We start from the raw sequence: 23,942 nt of genomic DNA on the forward strand, positions 1-23,942 counted from the left end.
CGGTCAAACCTCGTAGTTCATGATGTTAAAGGCGCGGTAATATTTGTCGTCGTGCAAAAGGCCAAACAGGTCCAGAGAGGCCCCTGTCGCCAGTGCATGGGTGTAATTGCCAGGAAAGAACAGGACGGTCGGTTTGTCCTTTGCCGTGCTTTGCAGATTATTCAGCACGTTATGCGATCGTAAAAATGGATAGACTTCACCCACACCCGACAGAAAGATCACGTCATGGGCGGTCGCGGCGATCCGGTCACCAATCTTTGGTATGAGGTGATCTTGAGGGTCAAGCACCCCTTGTAGCATTTCCTTCAGCTCGGATTTGTCGGTGTCGGGTTCGACCTCAATCAACTGCTCGAGGACGTCACGTTCCGCTAGTATTTCCAGCGCCAGATCATACAGATCAACATCCAACACCTGGACGCCCTCATGCCCGAGGCGGGCGATCAGATCCTTGCGATCATCGACCATCGCAAGGCCATCCTCTGCGCCGAAAGGGCAGATAAAAAACGGAACTTCGTTGCCAAGCCCTTCCTTGGCCAGAAACCTTTCACTGGAAACCACTTTGAAAAGATGTTCAGCGCGGGCACGTCGGTCCAGTTGCTGTGTCATGCCATCTCTCCAAACGGCTTCGCCCCAGGAAAAACCAGAAGGTCCTGTGGATCCACCTCAGAGATCAGTGTTCTCAACCCCGGCGATAGCCATATTGCCTGGATATTGTCATTTCCATTCAAAATGCCCGCCTCCCGCATGATCCGAAACATAACCTGGCGCAGCTTCGCGCAGGTAGATGGCGATAATTGGGTAAGAGGTTCATTCCATTCGGCCTTTTCCGCGAGAAACCGATCGAAGGTCTCATGTCCCAATTCCAACCGCCAGGATTGATAGCGGTCTTGAATCACTTCGACGGCGAATTCCCTGATAAACCGATAGGTCCGGCAAACGGCGAGCCACAGAATGGCCTGTTGTTCTTGACGGTCCGACCTTTCCAAAAGAAATGCGCGCTCATCATCTGATAGACGCGTTATGCGGCCATAGATCTCCCGGAGAGACCGCGTTTGCGAGGCAAGCTTGGGAAGCGCCGTGATATTCTCTGCTAGTAAACGTTCCCGGGCATCATCCCAACTTTCGCCAGACCTATAATGTTCAGCCAGCACGATGCTCTCATTCACAAACAGGCCTCCGGTGGAAAAAGACATACGGTATTTACCGGCCTTGATCGCGCTCATCGCGACACCTCGATGGCCTGCACGTGCTCGACAGCAGAGGCTATACTGCCACCGGTGATCGAACCTGCATTAGGGCTAAGACCCTGATAAATGTGGCCTTGCTCACAAGCCCCCATCACGCCGCACCTGCAGGTTTTGAACTGCCCTCGTCGATTTCAAATTCCAACCGTCGTAATGCGGCTTCGACTTCAGACGCATTTACCGCGACTATATGCTGGGTCCTTGGATCTTGCCGTGCGGCATCACCAAGCAGTCCAAGCCGCTTGAGGACATAAAACAGCATCGCGTAGCGCACATTCAAAACGACACGGCCGTCAACCATGCCGTAATCCTTGGCGACAACGGCTTGTTGGGACGCCGCGAGGTCGGGATGCGGGGCGACCTCAAGTTCAAAGAACTCCTGCCAAAGTGCGTCCTTATCACCGTGGGTTTCGGGCAACCCCATCTCGCGGACGCCGAGGATGCGTGGCAACAAGAAGTCCTTAAAGCGTTCATTCAAATGACAAAAGGCGCGAACATGCCAGCGAAAGCCGTCAAAGCCAAACGCATGCGGCGTTATTCGGCGCCAGATCGGATCAGGTCGGGTTTTGCTCATCGACTGATAGTGGACCTCCATTGACTTGCCCTCACGCACCGCGTCCAGCACGGCCCGTAGCACGCCGAGATCAACCTCGCGCCGCGGTGTCAGTGCGATGTCTGCCATTGGCGGCTTCGCGATCCAAGAATCCACCGGATCAGCCACCCCTTCCGCGAGGGATCTCAGGCGAGACAGATAACTATCAGGGTCAGGGTTCAGGAACTTGGGCGAAAACTTCGGACCCGCAACATAGCGTTTCGCGCTTTTATCATAAATCGCGTTCTTCGGCGCGCGCTCTTGATAAAGTGTAAGATCCTTGGACGCTTGCGGAACAGAAACGCCAAACATATCAATAATGTCAGCGCGGTTCACGCCACCCTCCCAGAACAGCCGGAATTCGATGAATTCAAGCCTCTGCTCCACGCCCCATTTCAATGTCGCAGTGCGATCCGCGCTCATCTTCGCCTCACTCCAAACAGGTATATAAACTATATGGACATTCGTTAGCCATCCGTATATTAAGTATCCCGTTACCAATTCAGTGTCAATCGCAACCTAAAAAATGAATATTGTCCGGGAGAATACCGATGCGCATATTGCACACCGCCGATTGGCATCTCGGGCAAATGCTGAATGGCTGGTCGCGTGAGCATGAGCATCGCGCCTTCTTTGATGCCCTGCTGGGTGTGCTCATCAGCGAAGCGGTGGATGTTTTGCTGGTTGCGGGGGATGTGTTTGACGGCATCAACCCGTCGGGCGACACGCAGCGGTTGCTCTATTCCACCCTCGCCCGCTTTGTGAAGGCGCGGCCCGGTCTGCAAATCATTCTGATCGCTGGCAATCACGATCCGGCGCAGCGTCTGGAAGCGCCCGAGGCGGTGCTGCGAGAGCTTGGCGTTCATGTTGTCGGCACCTTGCACCGCAATGCAAAGGGCGTGGATATGGACCGGCATCTGGTCCCACTGCGTGACAAGCAAGGCACGCTTAAGGCGCATCTGTTGGCGGTGCCGTTCTTGCGCCAGGCCGATTTGCCGGGGCTGACGCTGAGTGCCGAAAACGGGGTGGAACCCGCGATCATTGCGGCGGCGCGGCGGTTGCATGCTGATATGACGGATGCCGCACTTGCCCGCGCCGGTGGCCTGCCTGTGATGGCAATGGGGCATCTGACCTGCACCGGCGCGCTGGAAAGCGAAGGGGCAGAGCGGCGTATCATGATCGGGGGAGAACATGCGGTGCCGCCTGACATCTTCCCCGAATCCTTGGCCTATGTGGCACTTGGCCACTTGCATCGCCCGCAATCGCTGGACGGAGGGCGGGTGCGCTATTCCGGCTCGCCGTTTCCCCTCTCGGCCACAGAAATCCCTTACGATCATGGCGTCACGCTGCTGGACCTGGATGAGGGTCTGATCCCCCACCACATCACCCTGCCTCGCCCGATCGCGATTTTGCGCTTCCCTGAGGCGGGCGCCGCCCCCTTGCAGGAGGTTGACGCTGCGTTGGCCGCGCTGAACCTCGACCCAGAGGTGCCATGTGATGCGCAGCCCTTTGTCTACATCACATTGACCGCCGACCGCCCTGCGACATTGCTGTTGGCCGAAGCCGAGGCGCTGATCGAGCGCAACCCCGTGCGCCTTGCCGGACTGTCCATTGCGCGAACGGAATTGGCCACCCCCACAGCTCCGCCCCCGTCCCTCGCAGAAACCTCCCCCGAGGAGTTGTTCCTGATTGCCTTCCGCCAAGCCCATGCGCTTGAGCCTGACAGCCGCCACATCGCAGCCTTTCGCGACGCGTTTTCTGAGGTCTGATCCCATGCGTATCCTCTCCATTTCCGGCCAAAACATCGCCAGTCTGGCCGATACCTTCGTGATTGATTTCACCGCCCCGCCCCTGCACGGCGCAGGGCTTTTTGCCATCACGGGGGAGACGGGCGCAGGCAAATCCTCCATTCTCGATGCCATGTGTCTGGCGCTTTATGGCGACGCGCCGCGTCTTGCAGGTGGTGCCGCCGCCGATGAGGTGCCCGACCCTTCGGGTGAGGCGATCAAAGCCAAGGATTCCCGCGCCATTCTGCGCCGGGGCGCTGTGCAAGGCTGGGCCGAGGTGCGCTTTACCGCGCTGGATGGTCAGGATTACATCGCCCGCTGGCAGGCCCGCCGCGCCCGCGACAAAGTGGATGGCCGTTTGCAAAGCGTCGCCCGCTCCATCGCCCGTACGAGCGATGGTCAGATCCTTGCCGGTCAGACCAGCGCGGTGTCAGAGCAGGTGCAGCTTTTAACCGGCCTCTCATATGATGAGTTTCGCCGCACCGTTCTGCTGGCGCAGGGGGATTTTGACGCCTTTTTACGGGCCGATACCAATGACCGGGCGGGGCTTTTGGAAAAGGTCACAGGCTCTGGCCTTTACCGCGCCATCTCCACCCGCGTTTATGAACGCACCGAGACCGCGCGCAATGCCCATAGCACACTGATGCTGCGGCAAGCCGAGCACCAGCTTTTGTCGGAGGAGGCGCGGACTCTGCTGGAGACCGAACAGGTCGCATTGATGGCGGCCAATGTCACGGCACTGTCTGAGCGCAAAACCCTCACGGCAAGCCTTGACCAGCACCGGCAATTCGATGCTGCCACGCTGAAACTGGTCGAGGCCGAAGCGCAGGGCAAGATTGCCGCGCAGGCGGTGCTTGATGCGGCCAAAGACCAAACCCGCCTTTTGCAGATTGATCGCGCAGAACCGCTCCGGCTGCCGTGGCAGACCAAAGAGGATGCGGGTTTGCGGTTGGCCGAGGCGTTGGCCGCCGTGAAAGAGACCGAACAAAAGGCACAGGAAGCCGCCGCAGCCGCCAAAGCATTACAGGACGCAGCCGCCGCTCAATCCGCCGCCTATGACGCCAAAGAGGTCGAATTCAAGGCGCTTGGCCGCATCTGGGATGAAGCCGCAGACCTCGACGCCCAGATCAAAACCGCCGAGGTTGAGGCCAAAAACGCCGCCTCTGAGGCGCAGGCCAAGGCGCAAGCGGCCACGAAATTGCAGGCAGCCCTTACTGCGCTGCACAAGACCGAAGCCGATACAAGGGCGGCACAAGCCGCCGCCGAAAACACCCTGTCGGCCCTCAACGCAGCCATTCCCTTGGCGGATCGTTGGGAGCAGGTCAGCCAAAACCTCACCGAATATACGGATGCCAATGCGGCACAGCAAAAGGCACAGGGGCTCGTGACCGGCTATGCCGCGCAACTGGAAACGGCGACCGAACGTCTGACCACGATAGAGGAGACCGATACGGCTGCCCGCGCGTCGGAAGCAAGTTTGACCGCCGAACTGGCACGAATTGACCAAGAGATCACCGATTTGGAAACAAATCATCCGCCAGAGAAAGCCGAGTCCCTATCGTCACTGGCACAAACTCTGGCGACCCTGACCCGCGTGCAAGAGGCCCACAGCGAAGCGGAATCTGCGCTTACCACGGCCACCGCTGCGGAAAGTGACGCAAAAGCGGACGCCCGCAAGGCAATCACCCAAGGTGCCGATGCCGAAACCGCTTGGCGCAGTGCCGAAGCGCAGGTTGCCACCCTTGTAGCACCCGTGGAACAGGCCGATCTGGCCCTGTCCGACCCCGCGCGCGACCTGCGTCTGCGGTTAGAACCTGACACGCCTTGCCCGGTCTGCGGTGCCAAAGATCATCCCATCCATGCCGATGACGCGTTGCTGGCCCTCGCCAAAACCTTGCGTGAAAACCTCAGCGCTGCAAGGACCGCCGCCAATACCGCGCGCAACCACCAAACCACAGCACTCGGCCAACTCGCCGCCGCACAAGCCCGCGAGAAACAGGCGCAGGTTGAGATTGCAGCGGCAACGCAGCGCATCTCCAAGGCTCTCGCGGGTTGGTCGGAAGGTCTGACCACCGCGCGCGCCAATCCCCATTGCCCGGCTCTGCCGGCGCATCCTACGGATCGCGAAGGGGTGCTTCTAGCGGCGATTGCATCCCTGAACTCCCAGAAACAGGCAGCGCTGACAGCGGCACGAAATCTGGCGGAACATCGTAGAGCACAAACCACGGCAAACACGCAGCGCGAAACCTTGCGCAAAACCATGGCCGCCCGCAGCACAGAACGCAGCAAATTGACCGATGCGGCGGCAAATTTACGACAGGCGCAGGCGCTTGCCCAACATGGCCTTTCTGGTGAAACGCTCCGCATCGAAAAGCTGACGATCGCTTTGCAGCCCACACTTGCGGCGGTGCAAGAACCGCTCTCGGCCCTGAACGACATCCCTGCCCTGCACGCCCGCCTTGCGGCACTGGTGGATCGTGTAACGCAGGCACGGGCTGCCCAAAAGGCGGCCAACGACCAGCTCAGCACCCTTGGCCCACAGATCGCGACGGCGGCCAGCAAAGCCGGACATGCGGCAGATCAGGCAAAACACGCGGCGGAGGCCGAGGCCACGCGGCAAACCGTTTTGGCAGACCTGCGCAACGTCCGCGCACCGCTTTTGGATGGTGAGGACACGGCAACCCACCGCACCCGGTTCAACCTTGCCCGCAAAACCGCGCTCGAGGCCAAAGAGGCCGCTCAGTCCGCGTTTGGCGACAGCATGCAAATATCCGCAAGCGCCAAGGCCCATTATGAGACGGCGCAGGTTGTTGAAGGCAGGGCCAATGCTGCTTTGAAAACGGCCGCAGCAAGTCTGACGCACGCCCTGACCGAGTCCAGTTTGGATGCTGAAACCCTTGCAACACTCTTCACCGTTTCACGCGATGAGGTTGAAAGCCTCCGCCAACACCTACGCCGCCTCGATGACGCGGTCACAGCCACTCGCTCCGCCACGGCTTCTCGCAACGCCGATCTGGAAAAACTCCAGCAGGCAGGGCTACCCGAAACACCTGCCGCAGAATTGATCGTTGCGCTGGACGCCGTTGAGACTGCCATCACCGCCCGGCAAGAACGTCTCGGCACCATCACCGGCGATCTCCGGCGAGACGATATCACCCGCAAAAATCTCGCAGGGCTGGAAGCAGAAACCGCAACGGCGAAGGCGGAGTTGGAGGTTTGGCAAGCGGTCAATGATGCCATCGGTTCCAGAAGCGGTGACCGTTTTGCGCGGGTCGCGCAGTCGATCACCCTGGATGTTCTGGTCGACCGCGCCAATCACCACCTTGCCGACCTGAACCCCCGCTATCTTCTGCGCCGCGCCGCCGATCTTGCGCTTCAGGTTGAGGATCGCGATATGGCTGGCGAGGCGCGCGCAACCCGCAGCCTGTCTGGCGGCGAAAGGTTCCTCGTTTCGCTTGCCCTCGCATTGGCACTTTCGCGCATGGGCAACCAGGGCGGGCTTGCCGCCACCTTGTTCATCGACGAAGGCTTCGGGTCTTTGGACGCGTCCAGCCTTGATCTTGCGATCGACGCGCTGGAAACCTTGCAATCACAGGGCCGTCAAGTAGGTGTCATCAGCCATGTCGAGGCGATGAAGGACCGCATTCCGACCCGCATCGTCGTGCGCAAACAGGGCGGCGGGAAAAGCGTGATCGCTATATCGGGGACGGGTGGGTTTGGTGGCGCCATAGGCTGATTTCTCAAGTCACAGCGTTGGGTGCGTCGAGTTGACAAATTGCTGTGAGATCAACTTTTACCAGATCGATATTGGCGGCATTTAGATCGCCTCCAAGATGGTAAACCTCCGCTCTTAGCTTGCTGGTTAAACATCGCCCGCAATGGCAGCCGCCCAAACGACATGCCGGACGCCCACTATTTCCCGTTGCGTTTTGGAGCTGTTTGGCCTGCCAACTTGCCACCACCCAATCAGCCTAGCAATTTCGGCAAACAGTCGGTCAATGCCGCATCTTACGGAATTGAATCCATGGCGTCGACGCAGGCATGATAAGTGAATCAATGCGTTGCTGTTACGGATGGCCGATCTTGGTGTCGGTCAGTGTCTTCGGGAGATTTGAAAGGGGCGTGCCCGTTGACCGGGTCCAGCGTGGTCGCTGGTCGCAGTCTGCAATATCGGGCTTTGGCCAATATTGCGGACGAGAAGGGGTCAAGGGGGTTTCCCCCTTGCGAGCTGTGAAGTTGTGGGGACCGCAACTTCGCTAGTGAGTAGTGACTTCAGACACGCCTCAAATTTTGTCGGCGGGATTTTCTTTGATCCGTCGTAGATTCGGAAAGTAACAATTTCTGATCCATGAGGCCACCATGTCCGTCCACGCCCGCTTTGACAATGCCACTCCCGCCATAACGCCCGTCGAAATGCCCCCTGTCGTCCTGCGTTTTGCTCCTCTCAAGCCAAAGCAGCTCTCACGGTTCAACATGCACGATCGGCGCTCGGGTGGGGATCTGAACCATGTTGATCTGTCGCTCAAAACCCTCAACCAGATCGAACATGGCGATGATAACTGGATCCCAAAACTGAAGCGCCGGATCACTCTTATGGCCGACCGCAACCTGAAAAACGAGGTCCGGGCTCTGAAAACAAAAGGCCGTGTTGCTGAAGCCAAGCGCAGGCAGAACGAGGGGCCGAAGTCTCCATGGCACGCCAATACAGATGCTCCGCTGCGAGAGGGTATCCTGACGGTCAACAAGGCATGGTTTGGCGGAACTGGTGCAGATGAATGGACTCAGACAAGGGTCGATGATTTCCGCAAATATGCGATGGCGTTTCTGAAGACGTATTTCCCGGGGGGCCAACTGATCTATGCTGCTTCGCACAGCGATGAAGAGGCGTTCCACATTCACTTTGTCACGGCGACTTGGGACACGAAGACAAGTGGCAATCGCGGGCAACAGATCCAGCTTCGCGCTGCGGCGAATCCGATTTTGAAGAGTTATGAATACGCTCAGGATCTGGCCGGGGCCCATTTCGAGAAGATTGGCATCACGCGCGGTGAACGGCGGGCTGAGGCGCGGCGGAAAGCAAAAGCCGCGGGTCTGCCTGCCCCCGAGAAACGGCACCATATCTCGCCGTCAGAATACCGTGAGGCCGAGCGGCGCAAGGGCCGCGCTGAGGCAGCAGTCACCATTGATACGGTCGTCGAAGATTGCAGAACCGCGTTAAAGAAAACCCGTCAGCGCGCATCACGAACTGAACGGGCGGCCAGGCGCAAAACGCTTAAGGCTGAATTGAGGCTCAACAGCGTTCAGTCCGAAATCGTGGGTGCAAAGACGATGCTGAAGAAAATACATGTCGAATGCAGCAAAGCGGAAGCTGCACGGAACTCGGCATCAGAGACGGCTGGCCTGATCCTTGAGGATGCCCGAGATACTGGAACAAAGACCCTCCGGAAGTCCAGAAAACGTGCCGTCAAAGAGGCTTCAGCCCGCAATGCTGAGCTTGCAAGACAAGCTAAGGCTGCGTCGGAGAAACGCGCAATTGATGAGCGGGCCGCCGAGATTGCGCGGCAAGCGGAGGCTACGGCGCTGGTTCAAGAACTGCGTGCGCGAACATGTGCAAGCGAACTCGCGGCTAAGGCTACGGCTGCGAGCGATATGCTCATACAGGCTAGGAGTGATCGAGATGTTGTTTTGGGTGAACTCGAACAGGCAAATACCAAACGCGATGCTGCACTTCTGTCCGCTGATGCCGCGATGGCCGCTGAAACGGCAGCACTCAAGAATCGCAATCTGCTGCTGGCCGAGGCTGGCGAAGCGGAAGATGCCAAGAATAAGGCTGAAGTCGATGCACGGGAGGCAGAGACTCAAACATCGGCAATGCGAACTTGCGCTGATGCCTTTGATACGGGACTCAAATACCTGGCTCAGGATGTGATCAGATACAACCCGCCGTCGAAAATAAAATCAGAAGGATTAGCTTTTTCAAAAGTAGCCCCCGCGAATAAGCAGGACCGGCAGGCAATCATTTCGCGCATACAGCCGGTCTTTCCATTGCTCATGAAGATCGCTCGTCTCATCCGCACAGCCGTTGACACCATTCTCGCGCGCGAGCGATGCGCGATCGCGCATGACATCAAGGCTTTGGACGAAATCCGCCAAAACATGGGAATCGGTTCCAACGATGCCCTTGATGATCTGCGGGCGCGTTACAAAGAAGACGAGAATGATCCAGGACGACCAGATAGGTAGCATGTTGCCCTTGGGCACTGGCAATGCCGATGGCGTAAAAATCGACCTTTAGCGTTTTGGCGCGTCAGTTGTCATCAGCCATTCATAAAGCGCCCGCCGGATCATCTCTGGCCGGGTTGGAAGATCGGGTTCAAGACGCCGTCGATCATCAATCGCCTCGATCATATTGCGTGGAAGTCGAAGCGTCAGCGCTTCAGTATCTTTTTTAGGAGGTGCCATTGTAATTCTTTCGCATTTTGATGTTGACATCATAATGGCAGCATGGCATATTGATCGGACGAAAGCAAGGGCGGCAACCCTCGCTCCCATCCTAACCAATCAGATCCTTAGGAGATCATCATGGCTAAATATACCCCTATCACGCCTTTTTCGGCGCATAAAGAGCATCGTGCGACTCCCGCATCGCATGCTTTCCCAACCCTCATTTTTTCTGCCTTGGACTTCGTTATCGCCGAGCGCGATCTTGAAGATGTTGGTCATAGTCAGGACCCGGCTTACGGCGTCTGGCTGCGCGATGCCGAACTGGCTCATGAGCGCCTGACAAATGCCTTGCGCAACTTTCTTGCCTTGCCTCAGATGATTCCGGAGGATCTGCCGCTGTTTCGCACCGTGCAGCTCATGGACGCCATGCTTGGCTGCGAAGAGCTTGGTGGCACACGGCGTTTGCATAACTCCATGCAATTCGCTTTCTTCCGCCAGTTTCAGATCGCAGGTATCTGCCCGACAGCGATGCATCGCAACGCGATGTTGATCCAGGCACGCCATGTGATCACAGCACTGGTAGCTCTGCCGCTGTTCGACTCTGCACCCGATGTGATCGACGACGATCCTGATCCGGATTTTGTGCCGATGGCGCCCGCCTGATCAACAGATTTTCTCATACTGCCTAATCTGTCGTCAATTCCATTTTGACGACTCACGCAGACCTGCGCCTGCAGCCCTTTGGCTGCGGGCCCCCCCCAGATATTCGAACACCATTTTTCCCCGAACCGGAGGACTTACTATGAATACGCCAATCAATATCCCCAATACGATGACCATTAATTCTTTTCCGTTTCCCATTCACACGGGCGGTTTGCAGCCCCATTGGATCGAGACCGCCAAGCTCAAGGGCTTCGACATTGTCGCCCGGATTATCGACCGGATGCATTTCGCGGCGCGCTGCCACACGTGCGGCGCGCTGAACAAGATCAGGCTTTTTACGCTGATGAACAATCAGCCGCTTTGCTCACATTGCATCGAAACTACCTGGAAGGCCGACGCCGAGGCGGCTGGTTTCACTTTTCTGCATCGTGATTCTGCTGACCGGCATTATGCCATCTACCGCTCCCCGTGCGGTCACGACCTGCGCCGCCAGCTTGAGTTGATCAAGCGCATCGCTTCGGGGGCAACCGGACTGCGCTGCGACACATGCCATGCAGAAACCGAAGTGGCCGAGGCCGAAAGCCGTGGCTGGACCCTGATCGGGCCTGATCGCCAGAATAACCCGAACTACCGCCGATACGAACACGTCGAATGCGGTCACGAGCAGCGCGTTGCGCGCGCCAATATGCAAAGCGGGCGGTTCTCCTGTGGCGGCTGCGGGGAGCTCTGGTCTGCCGCACCAAGCTGGCTTTATGCGATGGTTTTCACCCTCGCGACAGGCCGCGAGGTCGTCAAACTGGGATTCTCACGCGATCCCGAAAGCCGGTTGAATTACCAGCTTCTGCGCGATCAGGACATGCCGTGTGAACTCCTGACGAAAGTGGCGATCTCCTCCGGACACAAGGCGCTCCAGATCGAGAAGCGGCTGCATGCTCTGCTGCGCAACGATCATCCCGGCTGCGAAGTGGACCCGGCCAGCTTCCGTGACCAGATCCGTGTCAAATCAGAGATTTATGATGGCCGCTTGACCCCGATCATTCTGGGGCACCTGGCGGGGATTGAGGCAGATCTGAAACAGGCTGCCTGAAGCACACGCAGTCTTCGAAACACATCCAATGTCCGGGCAATCCGCCCGGACCCAATCACACACCCATTATCAGGGAGGGCTGCGCTATGCCTCATTCCAATTTCAAAACGCCCGCTTGGACCACCTTGGCCAACACCATGATCGCGCGTCTGCGCCGCCATCACGGAATGCCGCCCGATCATGACGCCGAGGGCCCAAACAGCGAGCTTGAACTGCTGTTTGCAAAGCTCGAATCCGATGACGACGTAATCCCGCTGGGAACGGTCCCGCGTTCGCCATCGCGCTATATTCCGGCCCGCCAGGTTCTGATTGCCATTCGCCTCGCCGCAACCTTTGGGTCCTCCAAAGTCGTCGAACGGTCCCTGCGCTGCGGGGCGCTTACCGTGGTGCGGGATATCACCATCGCGGACCTCTCGACCATAACGGATGTCCTCAAAATCTGCTTTGGCGAGGCAAGATGGCAGATTATTGCGCCCGATGTCACCGACGGCGGGTTGGCGAAGTCTGCCCAGAGCCGCATGAATACGCTCATCACCGAGAGCTTCGATCTGATCGAACCGGTGCTGATCCTTCGGGCTGATGGCGTGTCCTTGCCCAAGCACCTTCAGGCGATGGCACCGACCATGCACCCTCTGGCGTCTATCTCGGGGGATGTCGTAACGACCCTTCTGCAATCGGGCCATCTGTCAAATCAAATCACATCTACTAACCGTTTGCGGGCCGCCCTGCCGAATGACGAAGTCCTTGCCGATATCGATACTGTCACGGCCTGTGCCGCATTGCGCGCACCGAGCCTGCAGGATGCCCTGATCAAGCTGGGTGCGGTGACAGCGCGCACTGCGCAATCTTCCTGCCCACGCCTCGAGGATATTACGGGGGACAGTCCTGCGCTTGCTGCGGCGCGCAGGATCGTCGATGACCTCGTGCTTTGGAAAAAGGGCAAAGCCGGTTGGGACGAGATCAGCCGTTCCATCCTGTTCTACGGCCCCCCAGGCACGGGCAAAACCTATTTGGCGCGGGCCATGGGCAACAGCGCGGGTGTCAGCGTCGTCACGGCCAGCTTCGGGGAATGGCAGTCCGCCGGCCACCTCGGCGATCTCCTGCGCGAGATGCGAGCCAGTTTTGCCGAAGCCCGCCGAAAAGCACCCAGCCTCCTGATTATCGACGAGATCGACGCGGTCGGATCGCGTAATAATGTGGATCAGCACAGCTCTTACCGCCTACAAGTGATCAACGCTTTTCTCGCCGAGCTGGACGCTATTTCACGCGAAGAGGGCGTCATTCTCGTTGGCACCACCAACCATCCCTCACAAATGGACCCTGCGGTGCTACGTGCAGGCCGGATCGACATGAAGGTGGCCGTGCCGTTGCCAGACACTGAGGCACTCCTTGCCATTCTGCGGCATCATCTGCGCGAGGATATACGCGACGAAGATCTGTGCGCCCTTGCACGTCATGCCGTTGGGAAAAGCGCGGCGGATCTGGATGCGGCTATCCGTGCGGCCAGATCTGACGCCCGCCATCGCCGCAAATTGGTCGATATCGCCATGCTGCAGGATCAACTCAATATTGATCCCGCGTCAGAGAACATCGACCGCCTGTGGCGGATTGCGGTCCACGAGGCAGGCCATGCGGTGATGTCTGCGGCGCTGCAGCTGGGGTCCATCACCAGCATGCAGATTTCGGACGGAGGCGGCAGAGTTTACCGAGAAGCGGCATTGCATGAAAATCTGTTGTCAGATTTCGAAGACGAAATAGCGTATTCGCTCGGCGGACGCGCAGCGGAGCGGCTGATCCTGGGCGAAATCTCTGCGGGCGCAGGCGGTCCGGACACATCAGACTTAGCCATAGCAACTGGCTACGCGATCAACATCGAGACCACCCTCGGCCTCGGCGTCGAAGGCCCCGTTTGGCACGCCGATCCGGAAAGCGTTCACCTGTCGACGCCCGGTATCCGTGACCGCGTGCGCCAGCGCATCGAGCGCGCCGAGAAACAGGCTGACAAGATGCTGATCTTGCATCGCGATACATTGGAAGCCCTCGCCCGCGACCTTTTGCAAAAGCGTTCCATGCGCGCGTCGCAGATCGAGCTTTGGCTGCGCGATATCTATGCGGCCACGGATAGGAAGAGCATCCACGCCCTGCCCCCCGGCTCTGCGCCGACCGTCGACGCGCCCGCGCATGCTCAGAGAGAACTGCCAAACTCTGCCTAACCCGGAGAGAAGGTGATTATCCAATAAAAAACAAGAACGCCCGATTAAAACAAAATGCTGCGCAAAATACCAAACGAAAGGATCTTCATCATGGAGTCTGCTTTTCCCAATAAAATTATGGATGCCCTTATAGCCCTTGCGTTCGACATCCCTCCTATCGCCCATCCGCCAGTCGATCCCATCACCGAAGATGCCATCCGGATGGGCCATAAGATGTGGCCCGTGGTCGATATTAACACGACACCCCATCGGGTGATCGGCGTCACCACATCTGGCTGGACGATGATTGATGGGATCGGCTGGCGGCGGCTTCATGGTGACGTCGTCCAGATCGCAGAAGCATGCAACGTCATGCAATCGCGGCTCATCGCGGATCGCGCCGCATATATGGCGAGTTTGGAACTCTATCTGAAACGGTCAGATAAGGGCATTGTGGGCGGCTTAACGAAGATCGACGTGGGTGATGGACGATGCGCCATCCGCAAGGACGACATAACGGCACCGGCTGTCAAAGAGGCGTTCCTCGATGCGGTCCGATGTCAGGATATTAGTGTCGCGGTCGATCCAGTTAGACCCAGCACATTCGCAGCGGTTGGCTCCGATCACATCGATGCCAACGTCTGGTGGCAATTTGCGTGGGAGTGGAAGACGTCGATACAAACGTAAATGTCGGTTCAATCCCGTGACCTTATCAAACTGGCACATCGCCTCTTGATCGGCCAGTTTCACAGGATCGGTCTTACATCGTTCACCAACCGCACTGATACCAGGTTAAGGGCGTGGCAGGATGTTTTCCTCAAATGTGCCGCGTGGTCAGTGAACTGATCAGGGTTTTTTCGGTTCTTCGGTTTTGAAGTTTTTTGCTTTTTCCATTTTTTCGTGTCCTTAAGTTTTTGATTTTTGATTTCAGAAAAGATCAGATGATTCGGTTTTTGTGTTTTTGAAAGTAAGGAAAATATGGATTTTTGTGTTTATGCAATTTTCTGAATTTTCTATGTTTTTTCTTTTGCATCGACACTGCGGCAAAAGAATTTGCATTGATTTTCACATCTCACTTTTTTCAGTTTTTGACGTCTAAATCACAGATATTTTTGAGTTTTGCTAAACGAGGAGACCTCCGATGCAGTATACAGATGAGCAGGCTGCCGAGCACATCTTCGGCATAAATCACAGCATAACGCCCCGCCCGAGCAAGCCTCGGGGCGGGCAGGAGAACTCGGCCAATGGCACGGGACCGGAAGAGACATGCGCGCGCCAGGGAGGTGCCATCAGCGGCACCGCCTGCGGCCGCGATGTCTTCAAACGTCCCTATTGCCCCGGCCCGAGGAGCATCACAATATCAAGATCAGATTCTGGCTTTGGTCCGCGCACTGGCACGCGATGCGGCGCAGGTTGATCACGAAACCGATTTGCTTGGTAAAAATAAGAACGACGCATCCAGGAAATAGTTCGGCATATTGGAGAAGAAGAATGACAACATCACCTGTTCGCGTGGCAATCTACGCCCGCTTCTCTTCGGATCTTCAGAACGCCGCGTCGATTGATGACCAGATCCGGCTCTGCCGCACTCGTGCGGCGCGTGAGGATTGGGAGATCGTCGGCACATACGAGGACCACGCCACATCAGGCGCAAGCATGTTGCGCCCCGGTATTCAGCGGCTGCAGAGCGATGCGTCCGCCCGCCGGTTCGATATAGTGTTGTCCGAAGCGCTTGATCGCCTGTCCCGCAATCAGGCCGACATCGCGCATCTTTACCAGACCTTGGCCTTTGTGGGTGTGGGGATCGAAACGGTGTCAGAGGGCACCGTCAACGAGATGCACATCGGTCTGAAAGGCACGATGAACGCGCTGTTCCTCAAGGATTTGGCCACCAAAACTCGTCGGGGCCTCAGCGGTCGTATCCAGAAGGGTAAATCTGCGGGTGGCAAGGCCTATGGCTATGATGTCGTGCGCAGTCTGCGGGAGGATGGTGAGCTGAACAGGGGTGATCTCGCGATCAATCCGGATCAGGCCCCTGTCGTGGTGCGGATCTTTCAGGCCTATTTGGACGGTATGTCGCCAGGCAAGATTGCGGACATGCTCAATCGCGAGGCCATACCTGGACCGCGCGGCCCGTCATGGGACAAATCCACCATCCATGGCAACCCGAAGCGCGGCACCGGAATCCTGAACAACGAGCTCTACGTTGGCCGTCGTGTCTGGAACCGGCAGGGGTTTGTCAAAGATCCGCAGAACGGCAAACGGCAGGCCCGACCAAAATCTGAAGCTGAACTGGAGACGAAGGATGTTCCGGAATTGCGCATCGTGCCGCAAGACCTTTGGGACGCCGTCAAAGCCCGCCAGCAAAGCCGCAAGATCAAGCACACTCAAACCGAAGCCTGGGAGCGCCGCAAGCCCCGGTTCCTGTTCAGCGGGCTGATCAAATGCGGCTGCTGCGGTGGGGGCTTCTCCACCGTCTCCTTGGACCGCTTCGGCTGCAGCAGCTCTCGTAACAAAGGCACGTCGGTTTGCACCAACCGGACCACAATCGCGCGCCAGGACATGGAAGGTCAGATTCTGACCGCCCTCACCGACCACCTGATGGACCCCGCGTTGGTGAAGGCCTTTGCGGAGGAATACATCGCCGAGCGCAACCGCCTTGCGGCGACCAGAACTGACGACACGGCGATCAAACAGAAAGAATTGGCCAAGGTGATCAAGGATCAGGATGTGCTCGTCAACGCCATCCTTGCGGGAACGCCTGCAGACCGGATCAAGGACCGGATGGGCCAGCTTGAGGCGCGCCAGAAGCAGCTGGAGACTGAGCTGTCCGCTGCTCCTCCCTCGAATGCAACCCTGCGCATCCACCCGAAGATGGCAGACACCTATCACACGCGCATCAAGGCCCTGATCGAGCGTTTGGCCGAGCCGGACAGTGACAGCGAGGCAAAGGAAGAGATTCGCAGCTTGATCGAAAAGATCGTGGTGACGCCCGTGCCGACCGGCGGCAAACGCATGGCGCCGCAATTGCAGGTTCACGGCGCATTGGCAGGTATTCTATCGATGAGTCTCGCGATGAAGGAGATGCCCCAACAGCAAAAAACCTCCTGCGAACAGGAGGTTATGCAAAGTATAGTATTTATGGTTGCGGGAGTAGGATTTGAACCTACGACCTTCAGGTTATGAGCCTGACGAGCTACCGGGCTGCTCCATCCCGCGCCATTTTTGCCTCACGTTGGCGCTTGTGTCATGTGAGGGTACATCGAAGAGAGATACGTGAACTTCGGGGGTTTTACTAGGTTTGGCGACGACCTACTCTCCCACGTCTTGAGACGCAGTACCATGGGCGCAACGGCACTTAACTGCCGGGTTCGGGATGGGACCGGGTGTTTTGCTCGCGCTATGATCACCAAACCGAGAAAAACCCTCGGAGTTCCAAGTCAAGAATACTGTTTAGTTGGTGTGTATGACTGATGTTTTCGAAGGTTTATCCGCAGTTTTCTGCGAAGTCTGACTTCTACTGGATCAAATCAAGCCTATCGAGCAATTAGTACCAGTCAACTGAACGCCTTACAGCGCTTACATCTCTGGCCTATCGACGTGGTGGTCTACCACGGCTCTCAGGGATACCTTGTTTTGAGGGGGGCTTCCCGCTTAGATGCCTTCAGCGGTTATCCTGTCCGTTCATAGCTACCCTGCACTGCTGCTGGCGCAACAACAGGTCCACCAGTGGAACGTTCACCCCGGTCCTCTCGTACTAGGGGCAACTCCTCTCAAGTATCCTACACCCACGGCAGATAGGGACCGAACTGTCTCACGACGTTCTAAACCCAGCTCACGTACCTCTTTAAACGGCGAACAGCCGTACCCTTGGGACCTGCTCCAGCCCCAGGATGAGATGAGCCGACATCGAGGTGCCAAACACTGCCGTCGATATGGACTCTTGGGCAGTATCAGCCTGTTATCCCCGGCGTACCTTTTATCCGTTGAGCGATGGCCCTCCCACTTGGGACCACCGGATCACTATGACCGACTTTCGTCTCTGCTCGACTTGTCAGTCTCGCAGTCAGGCTGGCTTTTGCCATTGCACTCAACGACCGATTTCCGACCGGTCTGAGCCAACCTTCGCGCGCCTCCGTTACGATTTAGGAGGCGACCGCCCCAGTCAAACTACCCGCCACGCAGGGTCCCGGATCCGGATAACGGACCGCGGTTAGACATCAAGAGTGCGAAGAGTGGTATCTCAAGGATGACTCCACCGAAACTGGCGTTCCGGCTTCAAAGTCTACCACCTATCCTGCACATCACAATCCTGATGCCAGTGCGAAGCTGTAGTAAAGGTGCACGGGGTCTTTCCGTCTAACCGCGGGAAACCTGCATCTTGACAGGTAATTCAATTTCGCTGAGTCCACATTTGAGACAGCGGGGAAGTCGTTACGCCATTCGTGCAGGTCGGAACTTACCCGACAAGGAATTTCGCTACCTTAGGACCGTTATAGTTACGGCCGCCGTTTACCTGGGCTTCAATTCAGAGCTCTCACCCCTCCTTTTAACCTTCAGGCACCGGGCAGGCGTCAGACCCTATACGTCGTCTTGCGACTTCGCAGAGCCCTGTGTTTTTAGTAAACAGTCGCCACCCCCTGGTTTGTGCCCCCGGCATCTACTTGCGTAAACACCGGGCCTCCTTCTCGCGAACTTACGGAGGTATTTTGCCGAGTTCCTTAAATGTGGTTCTCTCAAGCGCCTTGGTATTCTCTACCAGTCCACCTGTGTTGGTTTAGGGTACGATCTAGCGATGGAGCTATTTCCAGGGACTGATTAACGGCCCACCCAATCCGATAAGGGGGGACAATCTTCACAATCCGTCACTTCCATCTGGCCCAGGAATATTAACCTGGTTCCCATCGACTACGCCTTTCGGCCTCGCCTTAGGGGTCGGCTTACCCTGCTCAGATTAGCTTTAAGCAGGAACCCTTGGACTTTCGGCGACAGTGTCTCTCACACTGTTTGTCGCTACTCATGTCATCATTCTCACTAGTGATCTCTCCACGGGATCGCTCACGCGCCCGCTTCATCGAAAGCTTCGTGTCTCCGTAGCAACCGAAGTCGCTAAAGAGACATGAAACTATGTCACACTACGCTCTGCTACCACGGTCACATAAGTGACCATCCTAAGCTTCGGCTCATGGCTTGAGCCCCGTTACATCTTCGCCGCAGGACAACTTGTTTAGACCAGTGAGCTGTTACGCTATCTTTAAAGGATGGCTGCTTCTAAGCCAACCTCCTGGTTGTTTTGGTCGTCCCACCTGCTTTCCCACTTAGCCATGAATTAGGGGCCTTAGCTGTAGGTCAGGGTTGTTTCCCTCTCGACTACGGACGTTAGCATCCGCAGTCTGTCTGCCATCTAGTACTCCTCGGTATTCGGAGTTTGGTTAGGATCAGTAAGCCGGTGAGGCCCCATTACCCATCCAGTGCTCTACCCCCGAGGGTATTCGGATGACGCTCTACCTAAATAGATTTCGCAGAGAACCAGCTATCTCCGAGTTTGATTGGCCTTTCACCCCTAGGCACAACTCATCCCGACCTTTTTCAACAGGTGTGGGTTCGGCCCTCCAGTTAGTGTTACCTAACCTTCAGCCTGGTCATGCCTAGATCACTCGGTTTCGGGTCTGATCCATCTAACTCATCCGCCCTATTAAGACTCGCTTTCGCTGCGCCTACACCTAACGGCTTAAGCTTGCTAGATAGACCAAGTCGATGACCCATTATACAAAAGGTACGCCGTCACAAGACTGGACACTGATAACAATCATCTGGTTGGAATGGAGACGCGGAAGTGAACGGTTTCGATACCGGGGTTGTCGCTGTAGATCCCGGCATTTGACCTATGGTCAGCGCCCAAACCTATGCGAACACCTTCGCGGTTTTGATAACCGAGTTCGATCCCGGAACGCCACTCGATGGGACCGCCCAGATCCTCCTCGCCGCCCCTGGCATATAGCCCCGGCATCGAATGGAATTGAGCGAACCACCGGTTGTTCGGCGTCGTATATGTCGTCGTGTTGCCGATGCCGACCCACAGCCCACCTTCGTCGGTGATTGATGCACCGTAGGTAAACTGAAACGGGCCTCGCGCCGTGCCTGTCTGCTTTCGGATGTAGATTTCTTCACCCACACTGCTCTCTTGAAACACAAGATCGCCAACAGACAGACCAAGGTAAGGGGTCACCTCATTCTTGGCAAAGCAGCCATCGTTCGGGCAGTAGTTCACCCCCATATTGATCAACCCCAATACGAGGCCGACAACGGCGAATGTTCCATCTGTGACGACGGCCAGATCTGACATATTCATTTCCTCATGTCTAAATGTTGCACCCTTTTTGGTGCAGATTGTTATTAGAGTCCAGTCAAGCTCCGACTGATTGTAGGCGTTCGGTTTCAGGTACTGTTTCACTCCCCTCGTCGGGGTGCTTTTCACCTTTCCCTCACGGTACTGGTTCACTATCGGTCAGTAAGGAGTACTTAGCCTTCGAAGGTGGTCCTCCGATCTTCAGACAGGATTTCACGTGTCCCGCCCTACTTAATACGTCCAATCATGCTTCATATACGGGGCTATCACCCTCTATGGCTGTGCTTCCCAACACATTCTATTCGCACTCATGGCTCGGCTGGTCCCCGTTCGCTCGCCGCTACTAGGGGAGTATCATATTGATTTCCTTTCCTCCGGGTACTTAGATGTTTCAGTTCCCCGGGTTTGCTCTTATAAACCTATGTATTCAGTCTATAAGTACCTGTTTCAGCCCGTTATAGGCTGCCGTCCGTCAATCTTGCGATTGCCGGTAAGCAATTATAACAAACTGTCAGGTGGGTTGCCCCATTCGGAAATTCATGGATCAAAGCTTATTCTCAGCTCCCCATGACTTATCGCAGAGTATCACGTCCTTCATCGCCTCTTACTGCCAAGGCATTCACCAAACGCCCTTTTCGCGCTTGATTTGATCCAGAAGAAGACAGACCTGGGCCTGTCACGGCGCCCCCAGCTGGTAACTAAAGGGTTGCCTCTATTCTGGAACAAAAGTCATACTTTTCCCGCCTGGCCGACATGCGACCAGACAATGAGCGGTCTTGCGACCACTCAGGATACAGAACCGTGCAGAACTGTATCCGGGTTAGTGTACTTGACTTGGACAACACCGTCTTTTTCGGCTGGCAGACGCATGGGCGGTCGAGGAAGCAACCACGTCATACGCTCGCCATTGGATCGAAATCCTCCGGCACCGAACCGAGGTGGATCGCTAACGCGCGACCACCAACAGTGTTGTTCGTCACTTTGAGATTGCTCTCAAAGTAACTGTATCTCTCTTTACGATGTAAAAGTGATTGAAGATCCGAGGATTTTCAACCTGTCCGATTGGACGGTTAAGAACTGCGGACAGTGCTTAACGGTACAATCGAAGTGTTGTCTTACGCCTGCGTCGATTGCTGCGAAATCGACTTCCGGCTTGGTCCACCAATTCGCGTTGCGAATTGGCTATGGTGGAGCCTAGCGGGATCGAACCGCTGACCTCCTGAATGCAAATCAGGCGCTCTCCCAGCTGAGCTAAGGCCCCCTAGTGTGGCTTCGCCGCAGGCGAAACGCACGAGCGCGGAAAGCGAATTGCGAAGCAAATCGCGGCGCGTATAGTTGCTGTCTTGTGCTCTCGTCGATTGCTGCGCAATCGACTGCCGCACCCATCATTTTCGCTACGCGAAGAATGATGTTGGTGGGTCGAGGAGGACTTGAACCTCCGACCTCACGCTTATCAGGCGTGCGCTCTAACCACCTGAGCTACCGACCCAAACAGGCCGGTAGGCCTGAAAACTTGACTGAAGAGATATGAGGACGGCTCGGCCCAATATCAGATCCATGTGGACCTGATTGATGTGGTCGGCTTTGTTTGCCGACCTGCTAAGTTTTCCATGATCAAGAGCAAGCTCGAGATAGCTAGGAAAATCCTTAGAAAGGAGGTGATCCAGCCGCAGGTTCCCCTACGGCTACCTTGTTACGACTTCACCCCAGTCGCTGAGCTCACCGTGGTCCGCTGCCTCCTGTAAACAGGTTGGCGCACGGCCTTCGGGTGGACCCAACTCCCATGGTGTGACGGGCGGTGTGTACAAGGCCCGGGAACGTATTCACCGCGTCATGCTGTTACGCGATTACTAGCGATTCCGACTTCATGGGGTCGAGTTGCAGACCCCAATCCGAACTGAGATAGCTTTTGGGGATTAACCCATTGTCACTACCATTGTAGCACGTGTGTAGCCCAACCCGTAAGGGCCATGAGGACTTGACGTCATCCACACCTTCCTCCCGCTTATCACGGGCAGTTTCCATAGAGTGCCCAGCTTGACCTGCTGGCAACTAGGGATGTGGGTTGCGCTCGTTGCCGGACTTAACCGAACATCTCACGACACGAGCTGACGACAGCCATGCAGCACCTGTATGATATCCAGCCGAACTGACGAAACCATCTCTGGTAACTACGATATCTATGTCAAGGGTTGGTAAGGTTCTGCGCGTTGCTTCGAATTAAACCACATGCTCCACCGCTTGTGCGGGCCCCCGTCAATTCCTTTGAGTTTTAATCTTGCGACCGTACTCCCCAGGCGGAATGCTTAATCCGTTAGGTGTGTCACCGAACAGTATACTGCCCGACGACTGGCATTCATCGTTTACGGTGTGGACTACCAGGGTATCTAATCCTGTTTGCTCCCCACACTTTCGTACCTCAGCGTCAGTATCGAGCCAGTGAGCCGCCTTCGCCACTGATGTTCCTCCGAATATCTACGAATTTCACCTCTACACTCGGAATTCCACTCACCTCTCTCGAACTCTAGACCAACAGTTTTGGAGGCAGTTCCGGGGTTGAGCCCCGGGATTTCACCCCCAACTTGCTGATCCGCCTACGCACGCTTTACGCCCAGTAATTCCGAACAACGCTAGTCCCCTCCGTATTACCGCGGCTGCTGGCACGGAGTTAGCCGGGACTTCTTTACTGGGTACAGTCATTATCTTCCCCAGCGAAAGAGCTTTACGATCCTAAGACCTTCATCACTCACGCGGCATGGCTAGATCAGGCTTTCGCCCATTGTCTAAGATTCCCCACTGCTGCCTCCCGTAGGAGTCTGGGCCGTGTCTCAGTCCCAGTGTTGCTGATCATCCTCTAAAACCAGCTATAGATCGTAGACTTGGTAGGCCATTACCCCACCAACTATCTAATCTAACGCGGGCCGATCCTTTACCGATAAATCTTTCCCCCGAAGGGCGTATAAGGTATTACCCACCGTTTCCAGTGACTATTCCTTAGAAAAGGGTACGTTCCCACGCGTTACTAACCCGTCCGCCGCTCACCCCGAAGGGCGCGCTCGACTTGCATGTGTTAAGCCTGCCGCCAGCGTTCGTTCTGAGCCAGGATCAAACTCTCAAGTTGAAAAGCTGTTACCAGCTTATCCTTGACGTTCGAACCTCTGCACATATTTGCTCCAACCGGCAAAGGTTGAAGCAGACTGTCTGTCGTGCTTTCAGTTTCATCAGAAACCGAAAACCCTCCAAACAGTGAAGCTGACACTGCATCATCGGGTTGCCCCTAGCAGCGCGACATATGTACAGTTGTAAGTTCATCGAATGAACCAAACCGCCCACATATCTCTTCAGATACTATCAGTTTCAAAGAGCGTCGGAGCCAAAAGCCCCAGAAGACAAATCTAACAGACTACGCTTAAACTACCAAGCGCCGTCCGCTCCACCTATCTCCGAATGTCCCCGCCGTCAAGCCCGCTGGAGCGTCGCTCCGTTGTTCCGTCTGGCGTCCCAGTGGTGCATCTCAGCGCCGCCGGTGAAGGGGGTTCTAGCCCCAACCCCAAATACCCGCAACCCATTTCTGCAAAGAAATG

The 23,942-nt window shown here is 56.4% G+C and carries 12 protein-coding genes, 3 tRNA genes and 3 rRNA genes; 8 read left to right on the forward strand and 10 right to left on the reverse strand.

The window, feature by feature from the left end; all coding sequences use genetic code 11:
- Positions 1 to 3: 3 nt before the first annotated feature.
- The 3 genes from DQ230_RS14400 to DQ230_RS14410 form a co-directional block, all read right to left on the reverse strand.
- Positions 4 to 606 carry a DUF1788 domain-containing protein gene (locus DQ230_RS14400; protein ID WP_113913308.1) on the reverse strand — a complete coding sequence of 201 codons (603 nt, stop codon included), beginning with the start codon at positions 604 to 606 and terminating at the stop codon, positions 4 to 6.
- Positions 603 to 1,223: a DUF1819 family protein gene (locus tag DQ230_RS14405; RefSeq protein WP_113913309.1), complete on the reverse strand. Its 621-nt coding sequence runs from the start codon at positions 1,221 to 1,223 to the stop codon at positions 603 to 605. The genes DQ230_RS14400 and DQ230_RS14405 overlap by 4 nt, the downstream gene beginning before the upstream one ends.
- A 115-nt stretch (positions 1,224 to 1,338) precedes the next feature.
- Positions 1,339 to 2,259 (reverse strand): helix-turn-helix transcriptional regulator, encoded by a 921-nt coding sequence (locus tag DQ230_RS14410; RefSeq protein WP_113913310.1) that lies wholly within the window; start codon positions 2,257 to 2,259, stop codon positions 1,339 to 1,341.
- 128 nt (positions 2,260 to 2,387) lie between these two features.
- Here DQ230_RS14410 and DQ230_RS14415 point away from each other — a divergent pair, with 128 nt between their 5' ends.
- The 3 genes from DQ230_RS14415 (at position 2,388) to DQ230_RS14425 (ending at position 9,866) form a co-directional block, all read left to right on the forward strand.
- On the forward strand, positions 2,388 to 3,605 hold the full coding sequence (locus DQ230_RS14415) for an exonuclease SbcCD subunit D (protein WP_113913311.1): 1,218 nt from the start codon (positions 2,388 to 2,390) through the stop codon (positions 3,603 to 3,605).
- A gap of 4 nt (positions 3,606 to 3,609) precedes the next feature.
- Positions 3,610 to 7,359 carry an AAA family ATPase gene (locus DQ230_RS14420; RefSeq protein ID WP_162497453.1) on the forward strand — a complete coding sequence of 1,250 codons (3,750 nt, stop codon included), beginning with the start codon at positions 3,610 to 3,612 and terminating at the stop codon, positions 7,357 to 7,359.
- Positions 7,360 to 7,982: 623 nt separating this feature from the next.
- Positions 7,983 to 9,866, forward strand: a complete 1,884-nt coding sequence (locus DQ230_RS14425; protein ID WP_113913313.1) for a hypothetical protein — start codon at positions 7,983 to 7,985, stop codon at positions 9,864 to 9,866.
- Positions 9,867 to 9,914: 48 nt separating this feature from the next.
- Here the strand turns inward: DQ230_RS14425 and DQ230_RS14430 are convergent, their stop codons facing one another.
- On the reverse strand, positions 9,915 to 10,085 hold the full coding sequence (locus tag DQ230_RS14430; RefSeq protein WP_113913314.1) for a ribbon-helix-helix protein, CopG family: 171 nt from the start codon (positions 10,083 to 10,085) through the stop codon (positions 9,915 to 9,917).
- 120 nt (positions 10,086 to 10,205) lie between these two features.
- On the opposite strand from DQ230_RS14430, the gene DQ230_RS14435 reads away from it, so the two are divergent.
- The 5 genes from DQ230_RS14435 (at position 10,206) to DQ230_RS14455 (ending at position 17,195) form a co-directional block, all read left to right on the forward strand.
- The gene (locus tag DQ230_RS14435) at positions 10,206 to 10,730 is read left to right on the forward strand and encodes a hypothetical protein (RefSeq protein ID WP_162497454.1); all 525 of its coding nucleotides are present in this window, start codon (positions 10,206 to 10,208) and stop codon (positions 10,728 to 10,730) included.
- A gap of 139 nt (positions 10,731 to 10,869) precedes the next feature.
- A complete protein-coding gene (locus DQ230_RS14440) occupies positions 10,870 to 11,817 on the forward strand; it encodes a GIY-YIG nuclease family protein (RefSeq protein WP_238987547.1) in 948 nt (315 codons plus the stop codon).
- 86 nt (positions 11,818 to 11,903) lie between these two features.
- Positions 11,904 to 14,030, forward strand: a complete 2,127-nt coding sequence (locus DQ230_RS14445) for an AAA family ATPase (protein ID WP_113913316.1) — start codon at positions 11,904 to 11,906, stop codon at positions 14,028 to 14,030.
- Positions 14,031 to 14,120: 90 nt separating this feature from the next.
- A complete protein-coding gene (locus DQ230_RS14450; RefSeq protein ID WP_113913317.1) occupies positions 14,121 to 14,696 on the forward strand; it encodes a hypothetical protein in 576 nt (191 codons plus the stop codon).
- Positions 14,697 to 15,500: 804 nt separating this feature from the next.
- Entirely contained in the window at positions 15,501 to 17,195 is a 1,695-nt protein-coding gene (locus DQ230_RS14455; RefSeq protein WP_113913321.1) for a recombinase family protein, read from the forward strand.
- Here DQ230_RS14455 and DQ230_RS14460 read toward each other — a convergent pair.
- The 6 genes from DQ230_RS14460 to DQ230_RS14485 all read right to left on the reverse strand — a co-directional run bounded on the left by DQ230_RS14460 (position 17,152) and on the right by DQ230_RS14485 (position 23,479).
- Positions 17,152 to 17,228 (reverse strand) — tRNA-Met (locus DQ230_RS14460). The two genes, DQ230_RS14455 and DQ230_RS14460, sit on opposite strands and share 44 nt — an antisense overlap.
- A gap of 80 nt (positions 17,229 to 17,308) precedes the next feature.
- A 5S ribosomal RNA gene (gene rrf / locus DQ230_RS14465) occupies positions 17,309 to 17,423 on the reverse strand.
- Between the two features lie 112 nt (positions 17,424 to 17,535).
- Positions 17,536 to 21,005, reverse strand: a 23S ribosomal RNA gene (locus DQ230_RS14470).
- Positions 21,006 to 21,543: 538 nt separating this feature from the next.
- A tRNA-Ala gene (locus DQ230_RS14475) sits at positions 21,544 to 21,619 on the reverse strand.
- Between the two features lie 151 nt (positions 21,620 to 21,770).
- A tRNA-Ile gene (locus DQ230_RS14480) sits at positions 21,771 to 21,847 on the reverse strand.
- A gap of 162 nt (positions 21,848 to 22,009) precedes the next feature.
- Positions 22,010 to 23,479: ribosomal RNA gene (locus DQ230_RS14485) — 16S ribosomal RNA — on the reverse strand.
- The 16S, 23S and 5S rRNA genes sit together here with 3 tRNA genes alongside, the layout of an rRNA operon.
- Between the last annotated feature and the right edge of the window lie 463 nt (positions 23,480 to 23,942).

The sequence above is a fragment of the Roseovarius dicentrarchi genome, from assembly GCF_003316635.1.
GTDB classification, from domain to species: Bacteria; Pseudomonadota; Alphaproteobacteria; order Rhodobacterales; family Rhodobacteraceae; genus Roseovarius; species Roseovarius dicentrarchi.

Excerpts from the sequence above, each read along its gene's own strand:
- DQ230_RS14400 (WP_113913308.1), bottom strand. The coding sequence starts at position 606 with ATGACACAGCAACTGGACCGACGTGCCCGCGCTGAACATCTTTTCAAA.
- DQ230_RS14405 (WP_113913309.1), bottom strand. The coding sequence starts at position 1,223 with ATGAGCGCGATCAAGGCCGGTAAATACCGTATGTCTTTTTCCACCGGA.
- DQ230_RS14410 (WP_113913310.1), bottom strand. The coding sequence starts at position 2,259 with ATGAGCGCGGATCGCACTGCGACATTGAAATGGGGCGTGGAGCAGAGG.
- DQ230_RS14415 (WP_113913311.1), top strand. The coding sequence starts at position 2,388 with ATGCGCATATTGCACACCGCCGATTGGCATCTCGGGCAAATGCTGAAT.
- DQ230_RS14420 (WP_162497453.1), top strand. The coding sequence starts at position 3,610 with ATGCGTATCCTCTCCATTTCCGGCCAAAACATCGCCAGTCTGGCCGAT.
- DQ230_RS14425 (WP_113913313.1), top strand. The coding sequence starts at position 7,983 with ATGTCCGTCCACGCCCGCTTTGACAATGCCACTCCCGCCATAACGCCC.
- DQ230_RS14430 (WP_113913314.1), bottom strand. The coding sequence starts at position 10,085 with ATGGCACCTCCTAAAAAAGATACTGAAGCGCTGACGCTTCGACTTCCA.
- DQ230_RS14435 (WP_162497454.1), top strand. The coding sequence starts at position 10,206 with ATGGCTAAATATACCCCTATCACGCCTTTTTCGGCGCATAAAGAGCAT.
- DQ230_RS14440 (WP_238987547.1), top strand. The coding sequence starts at position 10,870 with ATGAATACGCCAATCAATATCCCCAATACGATGACCATTAATTCTTTT.
- DQ230_RS14445 (WP_113913316.1), top strand. The coding sequence starts at position 11,904 with ATGCCTCATTCCAATTTCAAAACGCCCGCTTGGACCACCTTGGCCAAC.
- DQ230_RS14450 (WP_113913317.1), top strand. The coding sequence starts at position 14,121 with ATGGAGTCTGCTTTTCCCAATAAAATTATGGATGCCCTTATAGCCCTT.
- DQ230_RS14455 (WP_113913321.1), top strand. The coding sequence starts at position 15,501 with ATGACAACATCACCTGTTCGCGTGGCAATCTACGCCCGCTTCTCTTCG.